Raw genomic sequence first — 21,261 nt, forward strand, 5'->3', positions numbered from 1 at the left:
ACAATGGGTCGGTGAGGCTGCTGCTGATCGCCGATACCCACATCCCCAAACGCGCCCGCGACCTGCCCGCGCAGGTGTGGGATGAGGTCGCCCAGGCCGACGTCGTCATCCACGCCGGCGACTGGATCTCGCCGGAGTTCCTCGATCGCCTCGAAAGCGCCGCGACACGCCTGGTCGGGTGCTGGGGAAACAACGACGGCCCGGCGTTGCGGGCCCGGCTCCCCGAGCGGGCGGACGTGACCCTGGCGGGCGTCCGGTTCACGGTCACCCACGAGACCGGCGCCGCAGCGGGCCGCGACGCGCGTATGTCACGGCTGTACCCGGACAGCCAGGTGCTGGTGTTCGGGCACAGCCACATCCCCTGGGACAGCACCACCGAGACCGGGTTGCGCCTGCTCAATCCGGGGTCGCCGACGGATCGGCGCCGCCAGCCGTTTTGCACGTACATGACCGCCGACGTCGACGACGGCGCCGTGACCGGCGTCGCGCTGCATCGCCTGCCCAGGTAGCGGGTACTTACCGTACGCGGAGCTTCCCCACCTAAATAGCTCGGCTACAGAGGTATCATGGCGGAAGTGAAGACACGCACCGACGTCGCAACCGACCTGTTCGGCGTGGTCGGCCGCTTCCGGCGGCAACTACGCCGGTCGGCCGGCCGGGCGTTCGATTCGTCGCGGCTCTCCGAATCGCAGTCCGAACTGCTGTGGCTGGTCGGCCGGCGTCCGGGAATCTCGGTCAGCGCCGCCGCGGCCGAACTCGGGCTGGTGCCCAATACCGCCTCGACCCTGGTCACCAGGTTGGTCTCCGACGGGCTGCTGCTCCGCACCGCCGGGGACACCGATCGCCGGGTGTGCCAGCTTCGGCTCGCCGAGCCCGCCCAGCAGATCCTCGACGCGTCCCGGGCCGCCCGGCGCGACCTGCTGTCCGAGCTGCTCGACGAACTCGACGCCGACGAAATCGAGTCCTTGGCAAAGGGATTGGAGGTCCTCGACACGATGACCCGCATGCTTCAGGAGCGAAGATCATGAGCGTGACGCTGCCGATGGCGATCGACGCCCGGCACCTGACCTACCGCTACGGCCAGTTCACCGCCGTCGACGACGTGACATTGCAGGTCCGGCCCGGCGAAACCATGGGCCTGTTGGGCCCCAACGGCGCCGGGAAGACGACCATGGTCCGGATGCTGACCACGCTGGCCCCGGTGCAGCAGGGCGAGCTCCACATTTTCGGGATGGACGCGCGCCGCCAAACCACCGACATCAGAAGCAACATCGGCTATGTGCCGCAACAGCTTTCGATCGAGCCCGCGCTGACGGGCCGGCAGAACGTGGAGTGGTTCGCGCGGTTGTACGGTGTGCCTCGCGCCGAGCGCTCCGATCGCGTCGATCAGGCGCTCGTCGCCATGGACCTGCTGGGCGTGGCCGACCGGATGGCGTCGGCCTACTCCGGCGGCATGGTCCGCCGTCTCGAGGTGGCGCAGGCGCTGGTCAATCGTCCGTCGCTGCTGGTGTTGGACGAGCCGACCGTGGGGCTGGATCCCATTGCGCGCGACGGCGTGTGGTCGCAGGTGCGAAAGATGCAGGCGCAGTTCGGCATGACGGTGCTGCTGACGACGCACTACATGGAGGAGGCCGACGCGCTGTGCGACCGGGTGGCGCTGATGCACCGCGGCGCGTTGCGGGCCGTCGGCGCACCCGACGCGTTGAAGGCCCGGCTGTCCAACGGGTCGCCGGGCGCCACGCTCGAGGATGTGTTCCGCCATTACGCGGCAACGGGTTTGGACGACAAGGCGGCGTCGACGGAGGAACCCGGGTCCATCCGGGAAATCCGTTCCAGCAGAAAGGTGGCGCGCCGTGTCGGTTGATGGCGCCGCGGCGGGGACACTGCTTCGCGCGCCGCGGGGATGGCAGCGGGTCGGCGCGCTGACCGGCCGCATCGGAGCATTCGCGATCGTCGAACTGCAGAAGCTGCAACACGACCGGACCGAACTCGTCACCCGGATGGTGCAGCCCGCGCTGTGGTTGCTGATTTTCGGTACCACCTTCAGCCACCTACACGTCATCGCGACCGGATCGGTGTCGTATCTGGCCTTCCTGGCACCCGGGATCATCGCCCAGTCGGCGTTGTTCATCTCCATTTTCTATGGGATACAGATCATTTGGGATCGCGACGCCGGCGTACTCGCCAAGCTCATGGTCACGCCGGCGCCGGCGTCGGCGCTGATCACCGGCAAGGCGTTCGCGGCCGGGGTGCGTTCGGTGGCCCAGGTCGTCGGTGTGATGGCGCTGGCGTACCTGATGGGTGTAGGCCTGACGATCAATCCCCTGCGGATCGCGGCGGCGATGGGGGTCGTCATGCTCGGCGCCGCGTTCTTCGCGTGCCTGTCGATGACGCTGGCCGGCTTGGTGCGCAACCGCGATCGCCTGATGGGCATCGGACAGGCGATCACCATGCCGCTGTTCTTCGCCTCCAACGCGCTGTACCCGGTCGACGTGATGCCGGCGTGGTTGCGCGCGCTGAGCAAGGTCAATCCCCTCAGCTACGAGGTCGACGCGCTGCGGGCGCTGCTGATCGGAACCCCGTTCAACCCGGTCGGCATCGTCGTGCTGGTGGTGGCGGCGGTGCTCGGAATCACCACGGCGTCAACGCTTTTGCGTCGCTTGGTCGCCTAGAGCGCCACCGGCGGTGCTAGCGCGCCCGCCATCACGTCGCAAGGGGCGGCGCGGTTCCGAGAGCCGATCGTGACCCGAACGTGATGATGTCTGGCCGACTCGCAATCGTTAGCTAACCGCGATCTGTCGCTGCGGCCGCGACAACCGAATTCGGCGCTCGCGCTGTGTTTCACTCCCCGAGAACAGATTCCACCGCATGGTGCGGCAGATGAAAGTTGGGATGGGTAGAGAGCTATGTCGTTCATCGAAAAGGTGCGAAAGTTGCGTGGCGCGGGGGCGAACATGCCGCGCCGACTGGCGATCGCTGCCGTGGGGGCCTCCCTGCTGTCCGGTCTCGTCGCCGCCACCGGAGGCTTCCCCACCGCGAGCGCTTTCTCCAAGCCGGGGCTCCCGGTGGAATACCTCGAGGTTCCGTCGCCGTCGATGGGCCGCAACATCAAGGTCCAGTTCCAGCCCGGCGGCGCGCACGCCGTGTACCTGCTGGACGGCCTGCGCGCGCAGGACGACTACAACGGCTGGGACATCAACACCCCCGCCTTCGAGGAGTTCTACCAGTCCGGCCTGTCGGTGATCATGCCGGTCGGCGGCCAGTCCAGCTTCTACAGCAACTGGTACCAGCCGTCGTCGGGCAACGGGCAGAACTACACCTACAAGTGGGAGACCTTCCTGACCCAGGAAATGCCGCTGTGGATGCAGGCGAACAAGCAGATCTCCCCGGCGGGCAACGCCGCGGTGGGGCTCTCGATGTCGGGCGGCTCGGCGCTGATCCTGGCCGCCTACTACCCGCAGCAGTTCCCCTACGCCGCCGCCCTGTCCGGGTTCCTGAACCCGTCCGAGGGGTGGTGGCCCACCCTGATCGGCCTGGCGATGAACGACGCCGGCGGCTACAACGCCAACAGCATGTGGGGCCCGTCCACCGACCCGGCGTGGAAGCGCAACGACCCGATGGTCCAGATTCCGCGGCTGGTCGCCAACAACACCCGCATCTGGGTCTACTGCGGTAACGGCACTCCCAGCGACCTGGGCGGCGACAACATGCCGGCCAAGTTCCTGGAGGGCCTGACGCTGCGCACCAACGAGCAGTTCCAGAACAACTACGCGGCCGCGGGCGGGCGCAACGGGGTGTTCAACTTCCCCGCCAACGGGACGCACTCGTGGCCCTACTGGAACCAGCAGTTGATGGCCATGAAGCCCGACATGCAGCAGGTGCTGCTGGCCAGCAACACCACCGCGCAACCCGCGCAACCGGCACAGCCGGCGCAACCCGCGCAGCCGGCGACCTAAATCCCGGCAAGCCAGCATCGGCAGTAGCGCACCGGTCAGCGCTACTGCCGATGCTCTTTTTCACCCGCGTCGAGCAGGGCGCGCCGATCGGAGTGGAAGTAGGTGTAGCCGGTGGTCAGCGCGCACACGACCGTGGCCACCACCAGCATCCACGTCCCGTTGACGAACAGGCTGATGAACCCGCCCACGGTTGCGCCCACCACGAAGCTGGCGAACAGCAGGAAATAACCCAGCCATTCGGCCGCCGTCCCACCGGCGAGGTGGCGTTCGATGCCCTGGCCCATCTTGACCAGCGTCCCGGTCACGTAGCTGAGCGAGACCGACACCTCGCCGTCCTTGACGAACGATGTGTTGAGGGCCCCAATGCCGAAGGCCACCAACATGATCGGCGCGAAATCGAGCAGATTCTCTTCCCAGCCCTCATCGATGACGTCCACCATGGTGGCCGCCAGCAGGCTGAACGTCGTCAGCACCGTCGGCCCATGCGGGTGCGCCACCCAGAAATGCCGCCGGCACACCGAGGCGATCACCACGCCTGAGACGAAGCAAACGATCAACACGCCCGCCGTCACCGACAGCAACACGTCGCCGCGGAAATACCCGAGCATGGCCCGCTGGGCGTTCCCGGTCATGAAGGTCACGAAGTAGCCGGCGGAATGGGTGAAGGCGGTCGCTCCCAGGATCCCCGCCAGCACCGCCAGCACCCAGGACAACCGCGACTCACTGTTATTGATCTCGTTCGGCACACGCACATGGTTCCAGACGGCGGCGGCGCGTGCAGCGCACGCCGCTTGCCGACGGGCGACCGCGCCCGGCTACGCCGCGCTTGCGATCGCCACTCAGACGGCGGTCAGGCGGGCGATGGAACGCAACGGGATCGGCAGCCAGCCGGGCCGGTGCCGGGCCTCGTAGCCGGCTTCGTAGACGGCCTTGTCCAGTTCGTAGGCGGCCAGCAGCTGCGCCGAATCGCGGGGGTCAATCCCGGAGGCGGCCGCGTAGCCGTCGCAGAACGCGGTGCGGTTGCGTTCGACCCACTCGCGGGCCCGGGCCGCCAACTGCTTGTCATCGGCCTGGTCCACCAGCGGCCCGTAGGCGGCGTATTCGAATGACCGCAGGACGCCGGCCACGTCGCGCAGCGGCGAATCGGGCGCGCGGCGTTCCTCGAGCGGCTGCCCCGGCTCACCCTCGAAGTCGATGAGCAACCAGCTCTCCGGCGTGCGCAGCACCTGCCCCAGGTGCAGATCGCCATGGACGCGCTGCACGGTGATCGTCTCGGCGACCAGCTTGCGGAACCGCTCGTCGATGGTCGCGGCGAACTCCTCGAGCTCGGGCACCAGGGCCACGGTCGACGACAGCCGCGCCAGCACGTTCTCCACCGGGAAGACCGCCTGCGCGGTGCCGAGGGTCTCGGCCAGGGTGGCATGCACCGACGCCACGGCCTCGCCGAGGCGGAAGGACTCGCCGGCGAAGTCGCCGCCGACCTCGTACGCGTAGAGATCGGCCTCGGCGAACAGGTCGCGAACGCTGGCGCTGGCCATCGCCCAGCCTTCCGCGGCGTTGGCGGCGAACTCGGTCACCATGCCCAGCGGCCACGTCTCGTCGCCCGGACCCGTCATCTCGTAGGTGCCCAGCAGCCGGGCGACGTGCGGGTTGCCCGCGCGGCCCAGCACGCGGTTGAGCTCGATGTCGGGGTTGATGCCGCCGCTGACGCGGCGGAACACCTTGAAGATCGCGTCGCGGTCGAAGATGACGCTCGTGTTGGACTGCTCGGCGTCGGACACGTGCGCCATCGCCTCCAGCGGCAGCTCGGCGTCGGGCTCCTTGGCGAATCTCACCTCGACGCCCGACGCGCCGCGCGCGGCCGACGAGTCGATGAGCGACAGCAAAAACTGCGGCGCGTCGGCGTCGTACATCGCGTCGAAGCCGGTCCGGTCGTCGGCGGCGCCGATGGTGGCGACGTTGCTGTACTCGACGACCGGGGCGGAATCCCACCTCACGATCACCTGGTAGCGGTCCCGGGAACCGTCGGCGTAGGAGGCGTCGACGAGCACCAAGTCGAGATCGTCGCGCAGCGCCACGACGACGCTCGGCTCGGCGCTGGACAGTTCGCGGTTGCGCCCGGCGTACCAACGCTGCTGTGGAAGCCACTCGGACCAGGGCAATTTCTCCGGGGAAGTCATCAGCGCCGCTCCTCTTTCTTGCCTGGATTGACGCCGGCGCGAGTGATCGTCATGCATCCTCCTCGCATCCGCTCAGCCGGAACCAATAGAACCCGTGTCCCGGCAGTGTCAGCAGGTAGGGCAGGTGACCGATGCGCGGAAACTCCACCTGCCCGGTCAGCTCGACCGGCGTGCGTCCGCTCCAATGCTGCAGGTTCAGTTCGATCGGCTGCGGGAACCGCGACAGGTTGTTGACGCACAGCACGGTGTCGCCGTCGCCGGACACCTGCCGCAGGAACGCCAGCACCGACGGGTTCGAGCCGCCCAGTTCCTCGAAACTCCCGATGGCGAAGGCCTCGTGGCGGCGCCGCACGGCCAACATCGTGCGGGTGAAGTTGAGCAGCGACGTGGACGTGTCGCGCTGGGCCTCCACGTTGACCGCCTGATAGCCGTACACGGAGTCCTGGCTGGGCGGCAGGTACAGCCGGCCGGGATTGGCCTTGGAGAAGCCGGCGTTACGGTCCGGCGTCCACTGCATCGGGGTGCGCACCCCGTCGCGGTCTCCCAACCAGATCACGTCGCCCATGCCGATCTCGTCACCGTAGTACAGGACCGGCGAGCCGGGCAGCGACAGCAGCAGCGCGGTGAACAGCTCGATCTGGTTGCGGTCGTTGTCCAGCAGTGGGGCCAGGCGGCGGCGGATGCCGACGTTCGCCTTCATCCGCGGATCCTTGGCGTACTCCGAGTACATGTAGTCGCGCTCTTCGTCGGTGACCATCTCCAACGTCAACTCGTCGTGGTTGCGCAGGAAGATCCCCCACTGCGCCATGTCGGGGATCTCGGGCGTCTGGGCCAGGATCTCCGAGATCGGGAACCGGGACTCCCGGCGCACCGCCATGAAGATGCGCGGCATCAGCGGGAAGTGGAAGGCCATGTGGCATTCGTCGCCGCCGGTGCTGGGGTCGCCGAAGTACTCGACGACGTCGGCCGGCCACTGGTTGGCCTCGGCCAGCAGCACCCGCCCCGGGAATTCGTCGTCGACGACCTTGCGGACGCGTTTGAGGAAGGCGTGCGTCTCCGGCAGGTTCTCGCAGTTGGTGCCCTCCCGTTCGAACAGGTAGGGCACCGCGTCCAGCCGGAACCCGTCGATGCCCAGGCCGAGCCAGAACCGCAGCACGTCGATCATGGCTTCCTGCACGGCCGGGTTTTCGTAGTTCAGGTCCGGCTGGTGCGAAAAGAAGCGGTGCCAGTAGAACTGCTTGCGCACCGGGTCGAAGGTCCAGTTGGACTCCTCGGTGTCGATGAAGATGATCCGGGCGTCGGTGTAGCGCTCGCTTGTGTCGCTCCACACGTAGTAGTCGCCGTACGGGCCGTCGGGGTCGTGGCGCGACTCCTGGAACCAGGGATGCGAATCCGATGTGTGGTTCATCACCAGGTCGGTGATCACGCGGATGCCCCGCTCGTGCGCGGCGTTGAGCAGCGCGACGAAATCCTCGACCGTCCCGAACTCGGGCAGCACCTTGTAGAAGTCCCTGATGTCATAACCGCCGTCGCGCAGGGGCGAGTCGTAGAACGGGGGCAGCCAGATGCAGTCGATGCCCAGCCATTGCAGGTAGTCCAGCTGCCCCAGCAGTCCGCGCAGGTCACCGGCGCCGTCGGCGTTGGCGTCGAAGAACGCCCGCACCAGCACCTCGTAGAACACGGCGTGCTTGAACCAGGTCGGGTCGGTGGGTAGCGCGGCGGCGTTGTTGAAGTCCTCGGCGTCGGGGTGCTCGACGACGCCGTCCTGGACGTGACTGCCCCCTTCGGGATGGTGCTCGACAGCTTCTTTTGCGTCGTTCATCAAATCCACGATGCCACGGGTACCCGAGGCGCGACATTCGGAATCACGCCCACTCCTGGGCGACGAATCACGGCCGGGGGCAAACGAATTGGCCTCCGGCCGGATGTCGTCGCCGGGTGTGTCAGGCCGGCGGCCCCTCCGCCAGCGTGATGTTCGCGGTGCGGTCGCCGCCGTCGGTGGAGCGGTAATGCACGGCGATCGTGTCCCCGGGGTGGTGCGGGACGAGCACCTCGGTCATGGACGTCGCCCCGGTGATCGCGACGTTGTCGACCCCGGTGATGACGTCGCCCGCGGCGATCCCGGCCGCCCCGGCGGGCCCGCCGTTGACCACCCGCTGCACCCGCGCGCCGTTGCCGTTGTTGTCCATCACGCCCAGGCCGAGGAACGCGGTGGGGCCGATGTGCACGGTGTTGGAGCCGGCGCCGGACCTGATCTGGTTGGCGACACCCATCGCGCGGCCGATCGGAATCGCGAAGCCCTGACCGCCGGACATCTTGTAGCTGTCGGTGGCGGCGGTGTCCACACCGATCACCTGCCCGGCGCTGTTCACCATGGGCCCACCGGAGTCGCCCGGCCTGATCGGCGCGTCGGCCTGGATGAGGCCGCCCAGATTCTCCTGCGCGCCGGTCAGGGTGTCGGTCGCCGAGACGCTCTGGTTGAGCGCGAGGACCTTGCCCGTGACCGCGCTGGGGGTTCCGCCCTGACCGCCGGCGTTCCCCAGCGCGACGATCGGCTCGCCCACCCTGGCCTCACCACCGATCGCGGCGGTGGGAAGCCCGGCGGCACCGCGCAGCTGCAGCACCGCGATGTCTTGCGTGCGGTCGTAGCCGACCACGTCCACGGCGTAGGTCTGCCCGTTGCCGACGGCGAAGGCGCTGATGTCGGTGGCCCCCGAGATCACGTGGTTGTTGGTCAGCACGACACCGTTCGGGTCGATCACGATGCCGGTGCCGGCACCGACGGCGTTGTTGTAGCCGAACTTGGTGTCGATGTTGACCACCTGCGGCCCCACCTGACCGACCATCGCCGACGGGTCCAGCGGCAGGGCGGGCGGTGACGCGGTGGCCATTCCGAGGCCGATACCGGCGTCCAGACCGAGGCCGAGTGCGACCACGGCCACCACGCTGACCATCCTGGACCAGACCGAGCGGTGGTGCGATTTGCTCATCGGTGTCACCCTCCTGCTTCGCCGTAACCAACAAACTGTCCCGGCCTCAGGCTCTGGGCGGCACAATTCGTGTACATAACCGTAATGCAGGTAGCTGTGCACGGCATGTCCCAGGCTCGCGCCGGCCCTGCTGTCACGCCCGGCGCGCCCCTAAGCTGACGCGGTGGGCGAATTCGACCCCCGGGCCCGATTCATCGAGTCGCCGGTCGCGCGGTTGGCCACCGTCACCCCGGGCGGGGCGCCGCACCTGGTGCCGGTGGTGTTCGCGGTCGCCGCCGACCCGGGCGGCCGGGACGTGGTGTACACGGCCGTCGACGCGAAACCGAAGACGACGCGGCGGCTGCGCCGGCTGGCCAACATCGAGGCCGACCCGCGGGTGAGCCTGCTGGTGGACCACTACTCCGATGACTGGGCGCGGCTGTGGTGGGTGCGGGCCGACGGTGTCGCCACCATCCACGACGACGGCCGGGCACTGGAATCGGGCCGCCGGCTGCTGCGCGCGAAATACCCTCAGTATCAATCGGTTTCGCTGGACGGCCCGGTCATCGCCGTCGCCGTGCACCGCTGGTCGAGCTGGCATCCCTGATCGGCCGGCCGTTCGATCTGGCCCGACGGTCTTGTGGTCGACGGGAGTTGGGTGAATGGTAGCTAGATAGGTGCTAGCTAGGTCAGCGACCACGCGCCCCGGCAACCTGGAGGAAGTCATGGCAGACAGGACAACTACTTCCCAAGGCGCGGCAAACGCTCCTACCGCCAACGGTCCGGGCGAGATTCGCAACGTGGTTCTGGTGGGACCGTCCGGCGGCGGCAAGACCACGCTCGTCGAAGCGCTGTTGGTCGCCGCCGGCGTGCTGACGCGAAGCGGCTCGGTGGCGGACGGCAGCACGGTCTGCGACTACGACGAGGCCGAGATCCGTCAACAACGATCGGTGGGCCTCGCGGTGGCCTCCCTGTCGCATGACGGCGTCAAGGTCAACCTGATCGACACGCCCGGCTACGCCGACTTCGTCGGGGAGCTGCGGGCCGGGCTGCGGGCCGCCGATTGCGCGCTGTTCGTGATCGCGGCCAACGAAGGCGTCGACGAGCCCACCAAATCGCTGTGGCAGGAGTGCAACCAGGTCGGCATGCCCCGCGCCGTGGTGATCACCAAGCTCGACCACACCCGCGCGAATTATTCCGAGGCGCTGGCCGCGGCGCAGGATGCGTTCGGCGACAAGGTTTTACCGTTGTACCTGCCGACCGGGCTGCCCTCCTGCCGCGGGCTGATCGGTCTGCTGTCGCAGGCGCGCTACGAGTACGCCGACGGCAAGCGCAGCGTGCAGGCGCCGGACCCGTCGGACGCCGCGCAGATCGAGGAAGCGCGCGGGGCCCTGATCGAAGGGATCATCGAGGAGTCCGAGGACGAGTCGCTGATGGAGCGGTACCTGGGCGGTGAGTCCATCGACGAAGCCGTCCTCATCGCCGACCTGGAGCGGGCCGTCGCCCGGGGGTCGTTCTTCCCGGTGATCCCGGTGTGCAGCACCACGGGCGTGGGCACCTACGAGTTGCTGGAGGTCGCCACCCGCGGGTTCCCGTCGCCGATGGAACACCCGCTGCCGGAGGTCTTCACGCAAGTCGGGGCGCCCCGCGCCGGCCTGACGTGCGACACCGACGCGCCGTTGCTCGCGGAGGTGGTGAAGACGACGTCGGACCCCTACGTCGGCAGGGTCAGCCTGGTCCGGGTGTTCTCCGGGACCATCAGGCCCGACACCACGATTCACGTGTCGGGCCATTTTGCGTCGTTCTTCGGCACGTCTAATGGAAACGGGCATGCGCACCCCGATCACGACGAGGACGAGCGCGTCGGCGTCCTGTCCTTCCCGCTGGGCAAGCAGCAGCGCCCGGCCGCGGCCGTGGTGGCCGGTGACATCTGCGCGATCGGCAAGCTGAGCCGCGCCGAGACCGGCGACACCCTCTCGGACAAGTCGGAGCCGCTGGTGCTGAAGCCCTGGACCATGCCCGAACCCCTGCTGCCGGTCGCGATCGCCGCCCACGCCAAGACCGACGAGGACAAGCTGTCGGTGGGGCTGGGCCGGTTGGCCGCCGAGGACCCGACGCTGCGGATCGAGCAGAACCAGGAAACCCACCAGGTCGTGCTGTGGTGCATGGGTGAGTCCCACGCCGGGGTGGTGCTCGACGCGCTGGCCAACCGGTACGGCGTCACCGTGGACACCGTGGAGCTGCGCGTCCCGCTGCGAGAAACCTTCAGCGGCAAGGCGAAAGGCCATGGCCGTCACGTCAAGCAGTCCGGCGGTCACGGCCAGTACGCGGTGTGCGACATCGAGGTGGAGCCGCTGCCGGAGGGCTCGGGCTTCGAGTTCGTGGACAAGGTGGTCGGCGGGGCGGTGCCGCGTCAGTTCATTCCGAGCGTCGAGAAGGGTGTGCGCGCCCAGATGGAGAAGGGCGTGCACGCGGGCTACCCGGTGGTCGACATCCGCGTCACCCTGCTCGACGGCAAGGCGCACAGCGTCGACTCGTCGGACTTCGCGTTCCAGATGGCCGGCTCGCTGGCGCTGCGGGAGGCCGCGGCCGCGACGAAGGTGGCGCTGCTCGAGCCGATCGACGAGATCTCGGTGCTGGTGCCCGACGATTTCGTCGGCGCGGTGATGGGCGATCTGTCCAGCCGGCGCGGCCGAGTCCTCGGGTCCGACACCGCGGGCAACGAACGCACCGTGGTCAAGGCCGAGGTGCCCCAGGTGGAGCTGACCCGCTACGCCATCGACCTGCGGTCACTGGCGCACGGCGCCGCCTCGTTCACCCGGTCGTTCGCCCGCTACGAGCCGATGCCGGAATCGGCCGCGGCGCGGGTCAACGCCGGCGTCTGAGCGTTCAGGCCCCGCGAGCGAACCGTTCGGCGACGGCGCGCCGGTCCAGCGAGCCTTTGGCGGTGTGCGGCAACTCCGCCGCCTGCTGGAAGTCGGTCGGCACCTCGAAGGGGGCCAACCGGTCACGGCAGAACGACGCCAGCTCGTCGGCCGTCGGCGCGGCGGATCCGCGCGCGACGATCACCGCGGCCACGGTCTCGCCGTACAGCGTGTCCGGCTTGCCGAACACGGCCACCTCCAGCACGCCGGGGTGGCTGGCCAGCACCGCCTCGACCCGCTCCGGCGAGATCTTCTCCCCGCCGCGGTTGATGAGTTCCTTGATGCGGCCGCGGATCACGAGGTCGCCGGCCGGCGACAGGGTGCCCAGATCGCCGGTGTGCAGCCACCCCTGGGTGAAGTTGGCGTCGGTGATCGACGGGTCGCCGAGGTAGCCCCGCACCACGGTGGGGCCGTGCAGCCAGACCTCGCCGACGGTCTCGGCGGGCAGCGACTGACCGTCGGGTCCGACGATCCGGATCTGCGGTCCGGTCGAGCGCCCGACGAGACCCGGTGTGGCGCCCGGGTTTTCGCTGTGCCCGGCGCCTTCGACTGCGGTGGTGGCCACCTGGTGGGTCGCCTCGGTCATCCCGAATGCGCACACCACCGGGGCCGAGAACGTGTCCTGCAGGGCCTGCGCCGTCTCGGCGGTCAGCGGCGCGCTGCAGCTGCGGATGAACCGCAGGCCGCCGGCGCCGGCGGGCCGCTCGGTGCGGGCGCGTTCCAACAGGATTTGATGGATCGTCGGGACGGCCGTGTACCAGGTGGCCCGGACCGCCTCGATGTCGTCCCAGAAGGTGTGCGCCGAGAATCGCCCACCCGCGGGCAGTAACACCGTTCCCCCGGACGCCAGGGTCGCCAGCAGGGCGGCGAGCAGGCCGTGCCCGTGGTAGAGCGGCATCACCGCGACGGTCGAATCCCGTTCCCCCAGGGCGTATCCGGCGACGATGGCCGCGACCGAGCCGGCGATGTTGTGGCGCGTCCAGGGCACCATTTTGGGCATGCCGGTGGTGCCGCCGGTGAACATGATCATGGCGTCGTCGTCGCGCAGGCCCTGCGGCGTCGACACGTCGCGCTGCGGTGCGGCGCTGACCGTCAGGGTGACGGCCGGGGCGGCGCCGTCGGGTCCGGCGCTCACCGCGATGGGCCAGGCCGGCGGTGTCGCCCCGGCGGTCTCGTCATCGCCGAGCCGGTCGACGAGCACCGCCCGCGCGCCCACCGCCTCGCTGCGGGCGCGCTGCTCGGTGCCCGGCAGCGCCGGATCGAGCGGAACCGCAACGAGATCCGCCCGGGACGCGGCGAGCAGCCCGACGACGAATTCGGCGTTGCTGCCGGCGCGCAGCGCGACCCGGTCGCCCGGGACCAGGCCGCCGGCCGCCAGTTGTGCGGCCAGATCGTCGACCAGTCGGGTCAAGTCGTGGTAGCTGACCGGGACGCGTTCGGCGGTGACGACCAGCGCGCACGCCTGCGGCGCCCGCCGCGCCGCCGCCTCGACCAGGTCGGCGATGCGCGGGCCGGTGGACGCCGTGACCTCGCCGCCGGTTGTCGAATCGGATCCCATCACCGCGCTCCTTCCCCTCTGTTGCCGTCCTTGTGCCGTCGATGCCACCCTGCCGGGCGGGCTCGCGGCGCGTCCAATACCGATCCGCTTACGACCGATAACCGTCGGCTATCGAAGCGCAACGCCGCCCCTCTGAGCTGTGGCGATAGACGCCGTCGATCATCGGATAGCGGCTTCGACTTGGACACGCGCCGGGGGCCGGGGTCACAGTGATGGCTAGTCATTACCGCCCGCGCACCGAGGAGTCGCCCATGTCCACCGTTTCGGCGTCGGGAAGCGACGCGCGGGGGTCGACCCGCGTGATCGACGGCTTCCACCTCGTGGTGGACGCGCTCATGGCCAACGACGTCGAAACCATCTACGGCCTCGTCGGCATCCCGATAACCGACCTCGCCCGGACCGCGCAGGCGGCGGGCATCCGCTACATCGGCTTTCGGCAGGAAGCCTCGGCCGGCAACGCCGCGGCGGCCGCCGGATTCCTCACCCGCCGCCCCGGCGTGTGTCTCACGACGTCCGGGCCCGGTTTCCTCAACGCTCTGCCCGCGCTGGCGAACGCCACGACGAACTGCTTCCCGATGATCCAGATCTCCGGCTCGAGCAATCGGGCGCTGGTCGACCTGCAACGCGGTGACTACCAGGACCTCGACCAGCTCAACGCCGCACGGCCGTTCGCGAAGGCGGCCTTTCGGGTCAACCGGATCGAGGACATCGGTCGCGGCGTCGCACGCGCGATTCGCACCGCGGTCTCCGGGCGTCCCGGCGGCGTCTACCTCGACATCCCCGGCGACGTCCTGGGCCAGGCCCTGGAGGCCTCGGCCGCCGCCGGCACGATATGGCGGGTCGTCGACCCCGCTCCCCGTCAACTGCCCGCTCCCGACGCGGTCGACCGCGCGCTGGAAGTCCTGGCCCGGGCGCGGCGGCCGCTGATCGTGCTCGGCAAGGGCGCGGCGTACGCCCAGGCGGACAACGAGATTCGACGATTCGTCGAAGCCACCGGCATCCCATTCCTGCCGATGTCGATGGCCAAGGGGCTGCTCCCCGATTCGCACCCGCAGTCCGCGGCCACCGCACGGTCGCTGGCGATCTCACGGGCCGACGCCGTCCTGCTGATCGGCGCGCGGCTGAATTGGCTTCTGGGCCATGGGGAGTCACCGCAATGGTCCGCCGACACCCAATTCGTGCAGGTCGACATCGCGGCGAGCGAATTCGACAGCAACCAGCCGATCGCCGCGCCGTTGGCCGGCGACATCGGCTCGGCGATGTCCGCGCTGTGTGACGCCGTGACCGCCCGCCCGTTCGCCGCGCCAACGGAATGGGCGACCGAGCTGGCCGACCGCAAGGCGCGCAATGACGCCAAGATGCGCGAGCGCCTCGCCGACGACCCGCACCCCATGCGGTTCTACAACGCCCTCGGCGCGATTCGCGCTGTGCTGCAGGACAACCGGGACGTGTACATCGTCAACGAGGGCGCCAACGCGCTCGACCTGGCGCGCAACGTCATCGACATGGAGTTGCCGCGGCACCGGCTCGACACCGGAACCTGGGGCGTCATGGGGATCGGCATGGGCTACGCGATCGCGGCCGCCGTCGAGACCGGCGGGCCGGTCGTCGCGATCGAGGGTGACAGCGCGTTCGGCTTCAGCGGGATGGAGATCGAGACCATCTGCCGCTACCGGCTGCCGGTGACCGTCGTCATCCTCAACAACGGCGGCGTCTATCGGGGGGACGAGACCGCGGCACACCCGTCGGACCCGGCCCCCACCGTGCTGAACGCCCGGGCGCGCCACGAGCTGATCGCAGAGGCGTTCGGCGGCAAGGGTTATCACGTCGCCACACCCGATGAGCTGCGCGCGGCGCTGACCGAGGCGATCGGCTCCGGGGCGCCCTCGGTCATCGACTGCGAGCTCGATCCGGCCGCCGGGGTGGAAAGCGGTCATCTGGCCGGCCTGAACCCGGCTCGCGCGGCGGCGGTCAGCGGCGGCGGGTGACGCCCAGGAGTTGGGCGTCGAAAAACTCGTTCAGCGCCAGGCCCGCGGCCGACGCCGCCAGCGCACGCGCGATCGGCGAACCGGGTCCGCTCGCGTTGGTCGCCAACACGACGTCGGCCTTGAGCACCGGATCGACCATCTCCACCGCCCGGACCTCCGGGCCCAGCGGGGAGGTCCACAGCCACGTGTGCGGCACGATGGAAGCCCACTTTCCGGCGGACGCCGCAGCGATTAGCGAAGCGACGGAGTCGGTTTCGACCTGCGGACTGACGGTGATGCCATGATCGTCGAACGCCTTGTCGATGATCTGACGGTCGCGCATGTCCGGGGTGAGCAACGCCAGCGGCAATTGCGCGGCCTGGGCCCAGGTCATCGTCGCCGCCCCGGATCCCAACATCTCCGCGGGCGACAGCAGCACGTAGCGCTCCTGGTATAGCGGGACCAGGTTCACGTCCGCCTCGTCGGGTGCCGCGTGCACGATCGCGGCGTCGAGCTCGAACTCGCGCAGGCGTCGGTACAGTTCGGTCGCCGCCAGCCGGGACAGGATCTGCACCTTCACCAGTGGGTGCGCCGAGCAGAACGCCGAGAGCACCAACGACGCGGTCGTCGATGCGGTCGGCACGGTGCCCAGCCGCAGCGTCCCCGTGATGCCGGAACGGACGGCGTCGACCTCGGCCTTGAAGGCGTCGTGCTCGGCGAGAATCCGCCTGGCCCACACCACCAACCGCTCGCCTTCGGGGGTGAGGCCCTCGAAGCTGTGGCCACGGTTGATCAGCGTGACGTTCAGCTCCCGCTCCAGCTTGGCGATCGCGGCAGACAGCGCCGGCTGGGATACGAAACACTTCTCGGCGGCCCGGGCGAAGTGGCGCTCGGAGGCGACCGCAACGAAGTACTCCAGCTGGCGGAAGAGCACCGCACTCCTCGGGTTCCGGGCTCGGGCTTGGGCGCCGATCTCGCTGAGGCTAACGCGCGCCCGACGGGTGCGCCAAGCCCGCGGCGGCACCTTCGACCACACCCGGGCACGATTTGGGGGCTGCGGCCGCGAAAATCGGTGTATCGGTGCCGTTTTCGAAGCGCGTGCCACCCGGGCTGCGCGCCGCCGACCCAATCGAACCCAATCGGCGGTCGAATCGTGACCGCAGCGGGTCCAGTGGGCTGTCATTGTTTGCTGAAACCGGTGATTCGTGGGTAACCCGTAGAATGACCGTGTGTTGATCGCACCATCTCGAAGGGTGGACGCTATGCGTCGAGGTGTTCGTTATCTATTTGTTATGGTCGCGATCACGGTCATGGGCCTGGTGGGATCGGCGGCCCGTGGCAGCGCCGCCGTGCCCACGCCGCACGCCGCACCCGAGGTCGCCTCGATTTTGCCCGCCGACGGCGCCGTGGTCGGCGTGGCGCACCCCGTCGTGGTGACGTTCACCGCACCGGTGGCCGATCGGGCCGCCGTCGAGCGGTCGATTCGTGTGACGTCGCCGGGCGGCACGCCGGGGCACTTCGAGTGGGTTCACGACACGGTGGTGCAGTGGGTCCCCGACCAGTACTGGGCCCCCCACACGCACGTTTCGGTCGGTGTGCAGGCGCTGACGACCGGCTTCGACACCGGCGAAGCGCTGCTCGGTGTCGCCAGCATCTCCAAGCACACCTTCACCGTCAGCAGGGACGGAGAGGTGCTGCGCACCATGCCCGCGTCGATGGGCAAGCCCAGCAGGCCCACGCCGATGGGCAGCTTCACCGCGCTGGAGAAGCAGCGCACCGTGGTGATGGACTCGCGCACGATCGGCATCCCGCTCAGCTCCCCCGAGGGCTACAAGATCACCGCGCAGTACGCCGTACGGGTCACCTGGAGCGGCGTGTACGTCCACTCGGCCCCGTGGTCGGTCGATTCCCAGGGCTACGCCAACGTCAGCCACGGGTGCATCAACCTCAGCCCCGACAACGCCGCCTGGTACTTCAACCAGGTCAACGTCGGCGACCCCATCCAGGTCGTGGCCTGAGCGTCACCCGCAGTCCCCGGCGTGTGACCGTCGTCACACGCGCCGACAGGAAGACCCGCCCGCGGCGATGAGTTCTCGTTGGAGCGAGGCAGTTGAACGAGAGGCGGGCCATGACCGGCGATGTGAAGCGCACGAAAGTTAGCTCTAGAGGCCCGGCGCGCGAGCGGGTCGCCGCCCGCATCCGCGAGTTGGCCGCGACCGACGAACAGTTCCGCAACGCCCAACCCGATCTGTCGCTGCAGCAGGCGGCGCGCCAACCGGGCCTGCGCCTGCCCCAGATTCTGGAGCTGTTCGTCGAGGGCTACGCCGATCGGCCCGCGGTGGGCTGGCGGGCCAAGACACTGAGCACCGACCCCGCGACCGGGCGTACCACCACGCGACTGCTCCCCCGCTTCGACACCATGACCTACCGCGAGCTGTGGGCCGATGTGCGCGCGATCGCCGCCGCGTGGCGGCACGACGCCGCGAACCCCGTGTCGCCCGGGGACTTCGTCGCGACGGTCGGTTTCGCCAGCGCCGAATATCTGACACTCGACCTGGTCTGCGGCTACCTCGGGCTGGTTGCCGTTCCGCTGCAACACAATACGACCCCCTCACGGCTGCGACCGATCATCGACGAGGTCGAGCCGTCGATACTGGCGGCCGGCGTCGGTTATCTCGACCTCGCGGTCGAGGCGGCGTCGGGCAGCTCGTCGTTGCGGCGGCTCGTGGTCTTCGATTACCGGCCCGAGGTCGACGAGCAACGCGAGGCGCTGCAGCGCGCCCAGGCGACGCTGGCGGCCGCCGGCGCGGCGGTGAGGATCGAGACCCTCGACGACATCATCGAACGCGGACGCGCCCTGCCACCCGAGCCCATGTACACCGGTGACACCGATCGGCGGCTGGCGATGATCATGTACACCTCGGGCAGCACCGGATTACCCAAGGGCGCCATGTACACCGAGCAGATGCTGGCCAAGGTGTGGACCAACGAGCTGATGCCCGACTTCGCGGACACACCCGTGTTCAACGTCAACTTCATGCCGCTGAATCACCTCGGTGGCCGGATACCGCTGTCAACCGCGTTCCAGGCCGGCGGCACCAGCTACTTCGTGCCGGAAAGCGACCTGTCCACGTTGTTCGACGACTGGAACCTGGTGCGCCCCACCGAGATGGGCCTGGTACCCCGGGTGGCGGAAATGCTCTACCAGCGCTACCAGAGCGCCGTCGACCGACTCGTGGCTTCGGGCGCCGACGCCGGCTCCGCCGAGGCCCGGGCGCGGGCCGAGCTGCGTGAGCAGGTCCTCGGCGGGCGCATCGTGACCGCCTTCTGCGGGACGGCGCCGCTGGCCGCGGAGATGCGGGCCTTCGTCGAAACCTGTTTGGACGTCCACGTTCTCGACGGCTACGGGCTGACCGAGGTCGGCATGGTGACCAAGGACGGGCGCATGACCCGTCCCCCGGTGCTCGACTACAAGCTCATCGACGTTCCCGAACTCGGCTATTTCCACACCGACAAGCCTTATCCGCGTGGCGAATTGCTGGTGAAGTCGCTGACCGCGACGCCGGGCTACTTCAAACGACCGGACGTCACCGCCAACGCGTTCGATCCCGACGGCTACTACCGGACCGGCGACGTGATGGCCGAGCTCGAGCCGGACCGGCTGGCCTACGTCGACCGCCGCAACAACGTGTTGAAGTTGGCGCAGGGCGAGTTCGTCGCCGTCGCCCGCCTGGAGGCCGTCTTCGCCAGCGCGCCGCTGATCCGCCAGATCTTCGTATACGGCAACAGCGAACGCCCCTATCTGCTGGCCGTCGTCGTGCCGACGGCCGACGCCGCGGAGCGATTCACCGAAGATCCCGAGGGCCTCAAGGCCGCCGTCGCCGAATCCCTGCGCCAGTCGGCGCAACTCGCCGAACTGCAGTCCTACGAGGTGCCCGTCGACTTCATCGTCGAAACCGAGCCGTTCCGCGAGGACAACGGCCTGCTCTCGGGCGTGGGCAAGCTGCTGCGGCCGAAGCTCAAGGAGCGCTACGCCGACCGGCTCGAACAGCTCTACGCCGAGCTGGCCGAAAACCGCGTGACCGAGTTGCGTGCGCTGCGCGAGGGGGCGGACAAACACCCCGTCGTCTTCACCCTCACCCGGGCCGCCGAGGCGCTACTGGGTGTGGCCGGCGGCCCGCCCGCCCCCGACGCACTCTTCATCGAACTCGGCGGCGATTCCCTGTCGGCGCTGACCTTCTCCAACCTGCTGCGCGACATCTTCGACGTCGACGTGCCGGTGGGAATGATCACCGGGCCCGCCACCGACCTGGGCCAGCTCGCGGAATACGTTGAATCCGAACGCAAATCGGGATCGCGGCGGCCCACATTCGCGACTGTGCACGGACGCGACGCCGCCGAGGTCCGCGCCGCGGAGCTCACCCTCGACAAGTTCATCGACGCGACGACCTTGGCCGCCGCACCGAACCTGCCGCGCGCGACCGGCACACCCCACACGGTCCTGCTGACCGGCGCCAACGGCTACCTCGGCCGCTTCCTGGCCCTCGAATGGCTCGAGCGCCTCGCCGAGACCGGCGGGAAGCTCGTCTCCATCGTCCGCGCGACGGACACCGCGACGGCCGGCAAACGGCTGGAGGCCGTTTTCGACAGCGGGGATCCGCAGTTGCTGGAGCGGTTCCGGACGCTGGCCGCCGAGCACCTGGAAGTCATCGTCGGCGACATCGGTGAGCCCAATCTCGGCCTGGACCAATCGACTTGGCAGCGCCTGGCCCAGAGCGTGGATCTGATCGTCCACCCGGCCGCGCTGGTCAACCACGTGCTGCCGTACGACCAACTGTTCGGCCCGAACGTCGTCGGCGCCGCCGAGTTGATCCGCCTGGCGATCACGACGCGCATCAAGCCCGTCACCTATCTGTCGACCGTCGCCGTGGCGATGACGGTCGATCCCGGCGAGTTCGCCGAAGACGGCGACATCCGCGCGGTCAGCGCGGTACGCCCGATCGACGACAGCTATGCGAACGGGTACGCGAACAGCAAGTGGGCCGGTGAGGTGTTGCTGCGTGAGGCGCACGACCTGTGCGGGTTGCCGGTCGCCGTCTTCCGCTCCGACATGATCCTCGCGCACAGCCGGTATGCCGGGCAGCTGAACGTGCCAGATGCCTTCACCCGCTTGATGTTCAGCCTGCTGACCACCGGCATCGCGCCGACCACGTTCTACCGGACCGACGAACACGGAAACCGAGCCGTGGCCCACTACGACGGGCTGCCCGCCGACTTCGTGGCCGAAGCGGTCACCACGCTCGGCGAACAGATGGCGGCCGAGGAATCCGGCGAGTACCGCTCCTATGACGTGATGAACCCACACGACGACGGCGTCTCCCTGGACGTGTTCGTCGACTGGCTGATCGCCGCCGGACACGACATCCGGCGCATCGAGGACTATGACGAATGGCTGGGCCGCTTCACCACGGCGCTTCGCGCGTTACCGGACAAGCAGCGCCAGCATTCGGTGTTGCCGTTGCTGGACGCCTACCGGGAACCCGCGACGCCACTGCGGGGAGCGCCGGCCCCCACCGACGTCTTCCGCCACGCGGTGCGGACGGCCAAAATCGGTGCGGACGAGGACATTCCGCACCTGTCGGCGGCATTGATCGACAAGTACGTCGCCGACCTACGCCTGCTGGGCTTGGTGTAGCCCCGTGCGGTG

The 21,261-nt window shown here is 68.9% G+C and carries 16 protein-coding genes; 10 read left to right on the plus strand and 6 right to left on the minus strand.

What is annotated here, in order from left to right:
* Positions 1-11: 11 nt before the first annotated feature.
* The 5 genes from W7U_RS20710 (at position 12) to ag85C (ending at position 3,956) form a co-directional block, all read left to right on the plus strand.
* Entirely contained in the window at positions 12-509 is a 498-nt protein-coding gene (locus W7U_RS20710; protein ID WP_008262133.1) for a metallophosphoesterase, read from the plus strand.
* A gap of 57 nt (positions 510-566) precedes the next feature.
* Positions 567-1,028 carry a MarR family transcriptional regulator gene (locus tag W7U_RS20715; RefSeq protein ID WP_008262134.1) on the plus strand — a complete coding sequence of 154 codons (462 nt, stop codon included), beginning with the start codon at positions 567-569 and terminating at the stop codon, positions 1,026-1,028.
* Positions 1,025-1,864: an ATP-binding cassette domain-containing protein gene (locus tag W7U_RS20720; RefSeq protein ID WP_008262136.1), complete on the plus strand. Its 840-nt coding sequence runs from the start codon at positions 1,025-1,027 to the stop codon at positions 1,862-1,864. Before W7U_RS20715 ends, W7U_RS20720 begins: the two co-directional genes overlap by 4 nt.
* Positions 1,854-2,672, plus strand: coding sequence for an ABC transporter permease (locus W7U_RS20725; protein WP_008262137.1), 819 nt, complete (start codon positions 1,854-1,856; stop codon positions 2,670-2,672). The genes W7U_RS20720 and W7U_RS20725 overlap by 11 nt, the downstream gene beginning before the upstream one ends.
* Positions 2,673-2,906: 234 nt before the next feature.
* On the plus strand, positions 2,907-3,956 hold the full coding sequence (ag85C, locus tag W7U_RS20730) for a diacylglycerol acyltransferase/mycolyltransferase Ag85C (RefSeq protein ID WP_008262140.1): 1,050 nt from the start codon (positions 2,907-2,909) through the stop codon (positions 3,954-3,956).
* Between the two features lie 41 nt (positions 3,957-3,997).
* Here the strand turns inward: ag85C and W7U_RS20735 are convergent, their stop codons facing one another.
* The 4 genes from W7U_RS20735 to W7U_RS20750 form a co-directional block, all read right to left on the minus strand.
* Positions 3,998-4,702, minus strand: coding sequence for a YoaK family protein (locus W7U_RS20735; RefSeq protein ID WP_008262142.1), 705 nt, complete (start codon positions 4,700-4,702; stop codon positions 3,998-4,000).
* 93 nt (positions 4,703-4,795) lie between these two features.
* Positions 4,796-6,136 carry a maltokinase gene (locus W7U_RS20740; protein WP_008262144.1) on the minus strand — a complete coding sequence of 447 codons (1,341 nt, stop codon included), beginning with the start codon at positions 6,134-6,136 and terminating at the stop codon, positions 4,796-4,798.
* Positions 6,137-6,185: 49 nt separating this feature from the next.
* Positions 6,186-7,958 carry a maltose alpha-D-glucosyltransferase gene (treS, locus tag W7U_RS20745; RefSeq protein ID WP_008262145.1) on the minus strand — a complete coding sequence of 591 codons (1,773 nt, stop codon included), beginning with the start codon at positions 7,956-7,958 and terminating at the stop codon, positions 6,186-6,188.
* A 121-nt stretch (positions 7,959-8,079) separates the two neighbouring features.
* Positions 8,080-9,126: a S1C family serine protease gene (locus W7U_RS20750; RefSeq protein ID WP_008262147.1), complete on the minus strand. Its 1,047-nt coding sequence runs from the start codon at positions 9,124-9,126 to the stop codon at positions 8,080-8,082.
* Between the two features lie 163 nt (positions 9,127-9,289).
* Here W7U_RS20750 and W7U_RS20755 point away from each other — a divergent pair, with 163 nt between their 5' ends.
* Both W7U_RS20755 and W7U_RS20760 read left to right on the plus strand, forming a co-directional pair.
* Positions 9,290-9,712 carry a TIGR03668 family PPOX class F420-dependent oxidoreductase gene (locus tag W7U_RS20755; RefSeq protein ID WP_008262148.1) on the plus strand — a complete coding sequence of 141 codons (423 nt, stop codon included), beginning with the start codon at positions 9,290-9,292 and terminating at the stop codon, positions 9,710-9,712.
* 118 nt (positions 9,713-9,830) lie between these two features.
* Positions 9,831-11,990 (plus strand): elongation factor G-like protein EF-G2, encoded by a 2,160-nt coding sequence (locus tag W7U_RS20760; protein WP_008262150.1) that lies wholly within the window; start codon positions 9,831-9,833, stop codon positions 11,988-11,990.
* Positions 11,991-11,994: 4 nt separating this feature from the next.
* Here W7U_RS20760 and W7U_RS20765 read toward each other — a convergent pair whose 3' ends face one another.
* Positions 11,995-13,587: a FadD7 family fatty acid--CoA ligase gene (locus W7U_RS20765; RefSeq protein ID WP_008262151.1), complete on the minus strand. Its 1,593-nt coding sequence runs from the start codon at positions 13,585-13,587 to the stop codon at positions 11,995-11,997.
* Positions 13,588-13,838: 251 nt separating this feature from the next.
* Here W7U_RS20765 and oxc point away from each other — a divergent pair, with 251 nt between their 5' ends.
* Positions 13,839-15,575: an oxalyl-CoA decarboxylase gene (oxc, locus tag W7U_RS20770; RefSeq protein WP_008262153.1), complete on the plus strand. Its 1,737-nt coding sequence runs from the start codon at positions 13,839-13,841 to the stop codon at positions 15,573-15,575.
* Here oxc and W7U_RS20775 read toward each other — a convergent pair.
* Positions 15,559-16,488 carry a LysR family transcriptional regulator gene (locus W7U_RS20775; protein WP_008262154.1) on the minus strand — a complete coding sequence of 310 codons (930 nt, stop codon included), beginning with the start codon at positions 16,486-16,488 and terminating at the stop codon, positions 15,559-15,561. The two genes, oxc and W7U_RS20775, sit on opposite strands and share 17 nt — an antisense overlap.
* A gap of 328 nt (positions 16,489-16,816) precedes the next feature.
* On the opposite strand from W7U_RS20775, the gene W7U_RS20780 reads away from it, so the two are divergent.
* Positions 16,817-17,572, plus strand: coding sequence for a L,D-transpeptidase (locus tag W7U_RS20780; RefSeq protein ID WP_008262156.1), 756 nt, complete (start codon positions 16,817-16,819; stop codon positions 17,570-17,572).
* A gap of 110 nt (positions 17,573-17,682) precedes the next feature.
* Positions 17,683-21,249, plus strand: coding sequence for a carboxylic acid reductase (gene car, locus W7U_RS20785; protein ID WP_008262158.1), 3,567 nt, complete (start codon positions 17,683-17,685; stop codon positions 21,247-21,249).
* Positions 21,250-21,261: the final 12 nt, after the last annotated feature.

Source organism: Mycobacterium sp. H4Y (genome assembly GCF_000364405.1).
Lineage (GTDB): Bacteria > Actinomycetota > Actinomycetes > Mycobacteriales > Mycobacteriaceae > Mycobacterium > Mycobacterium intracellulare.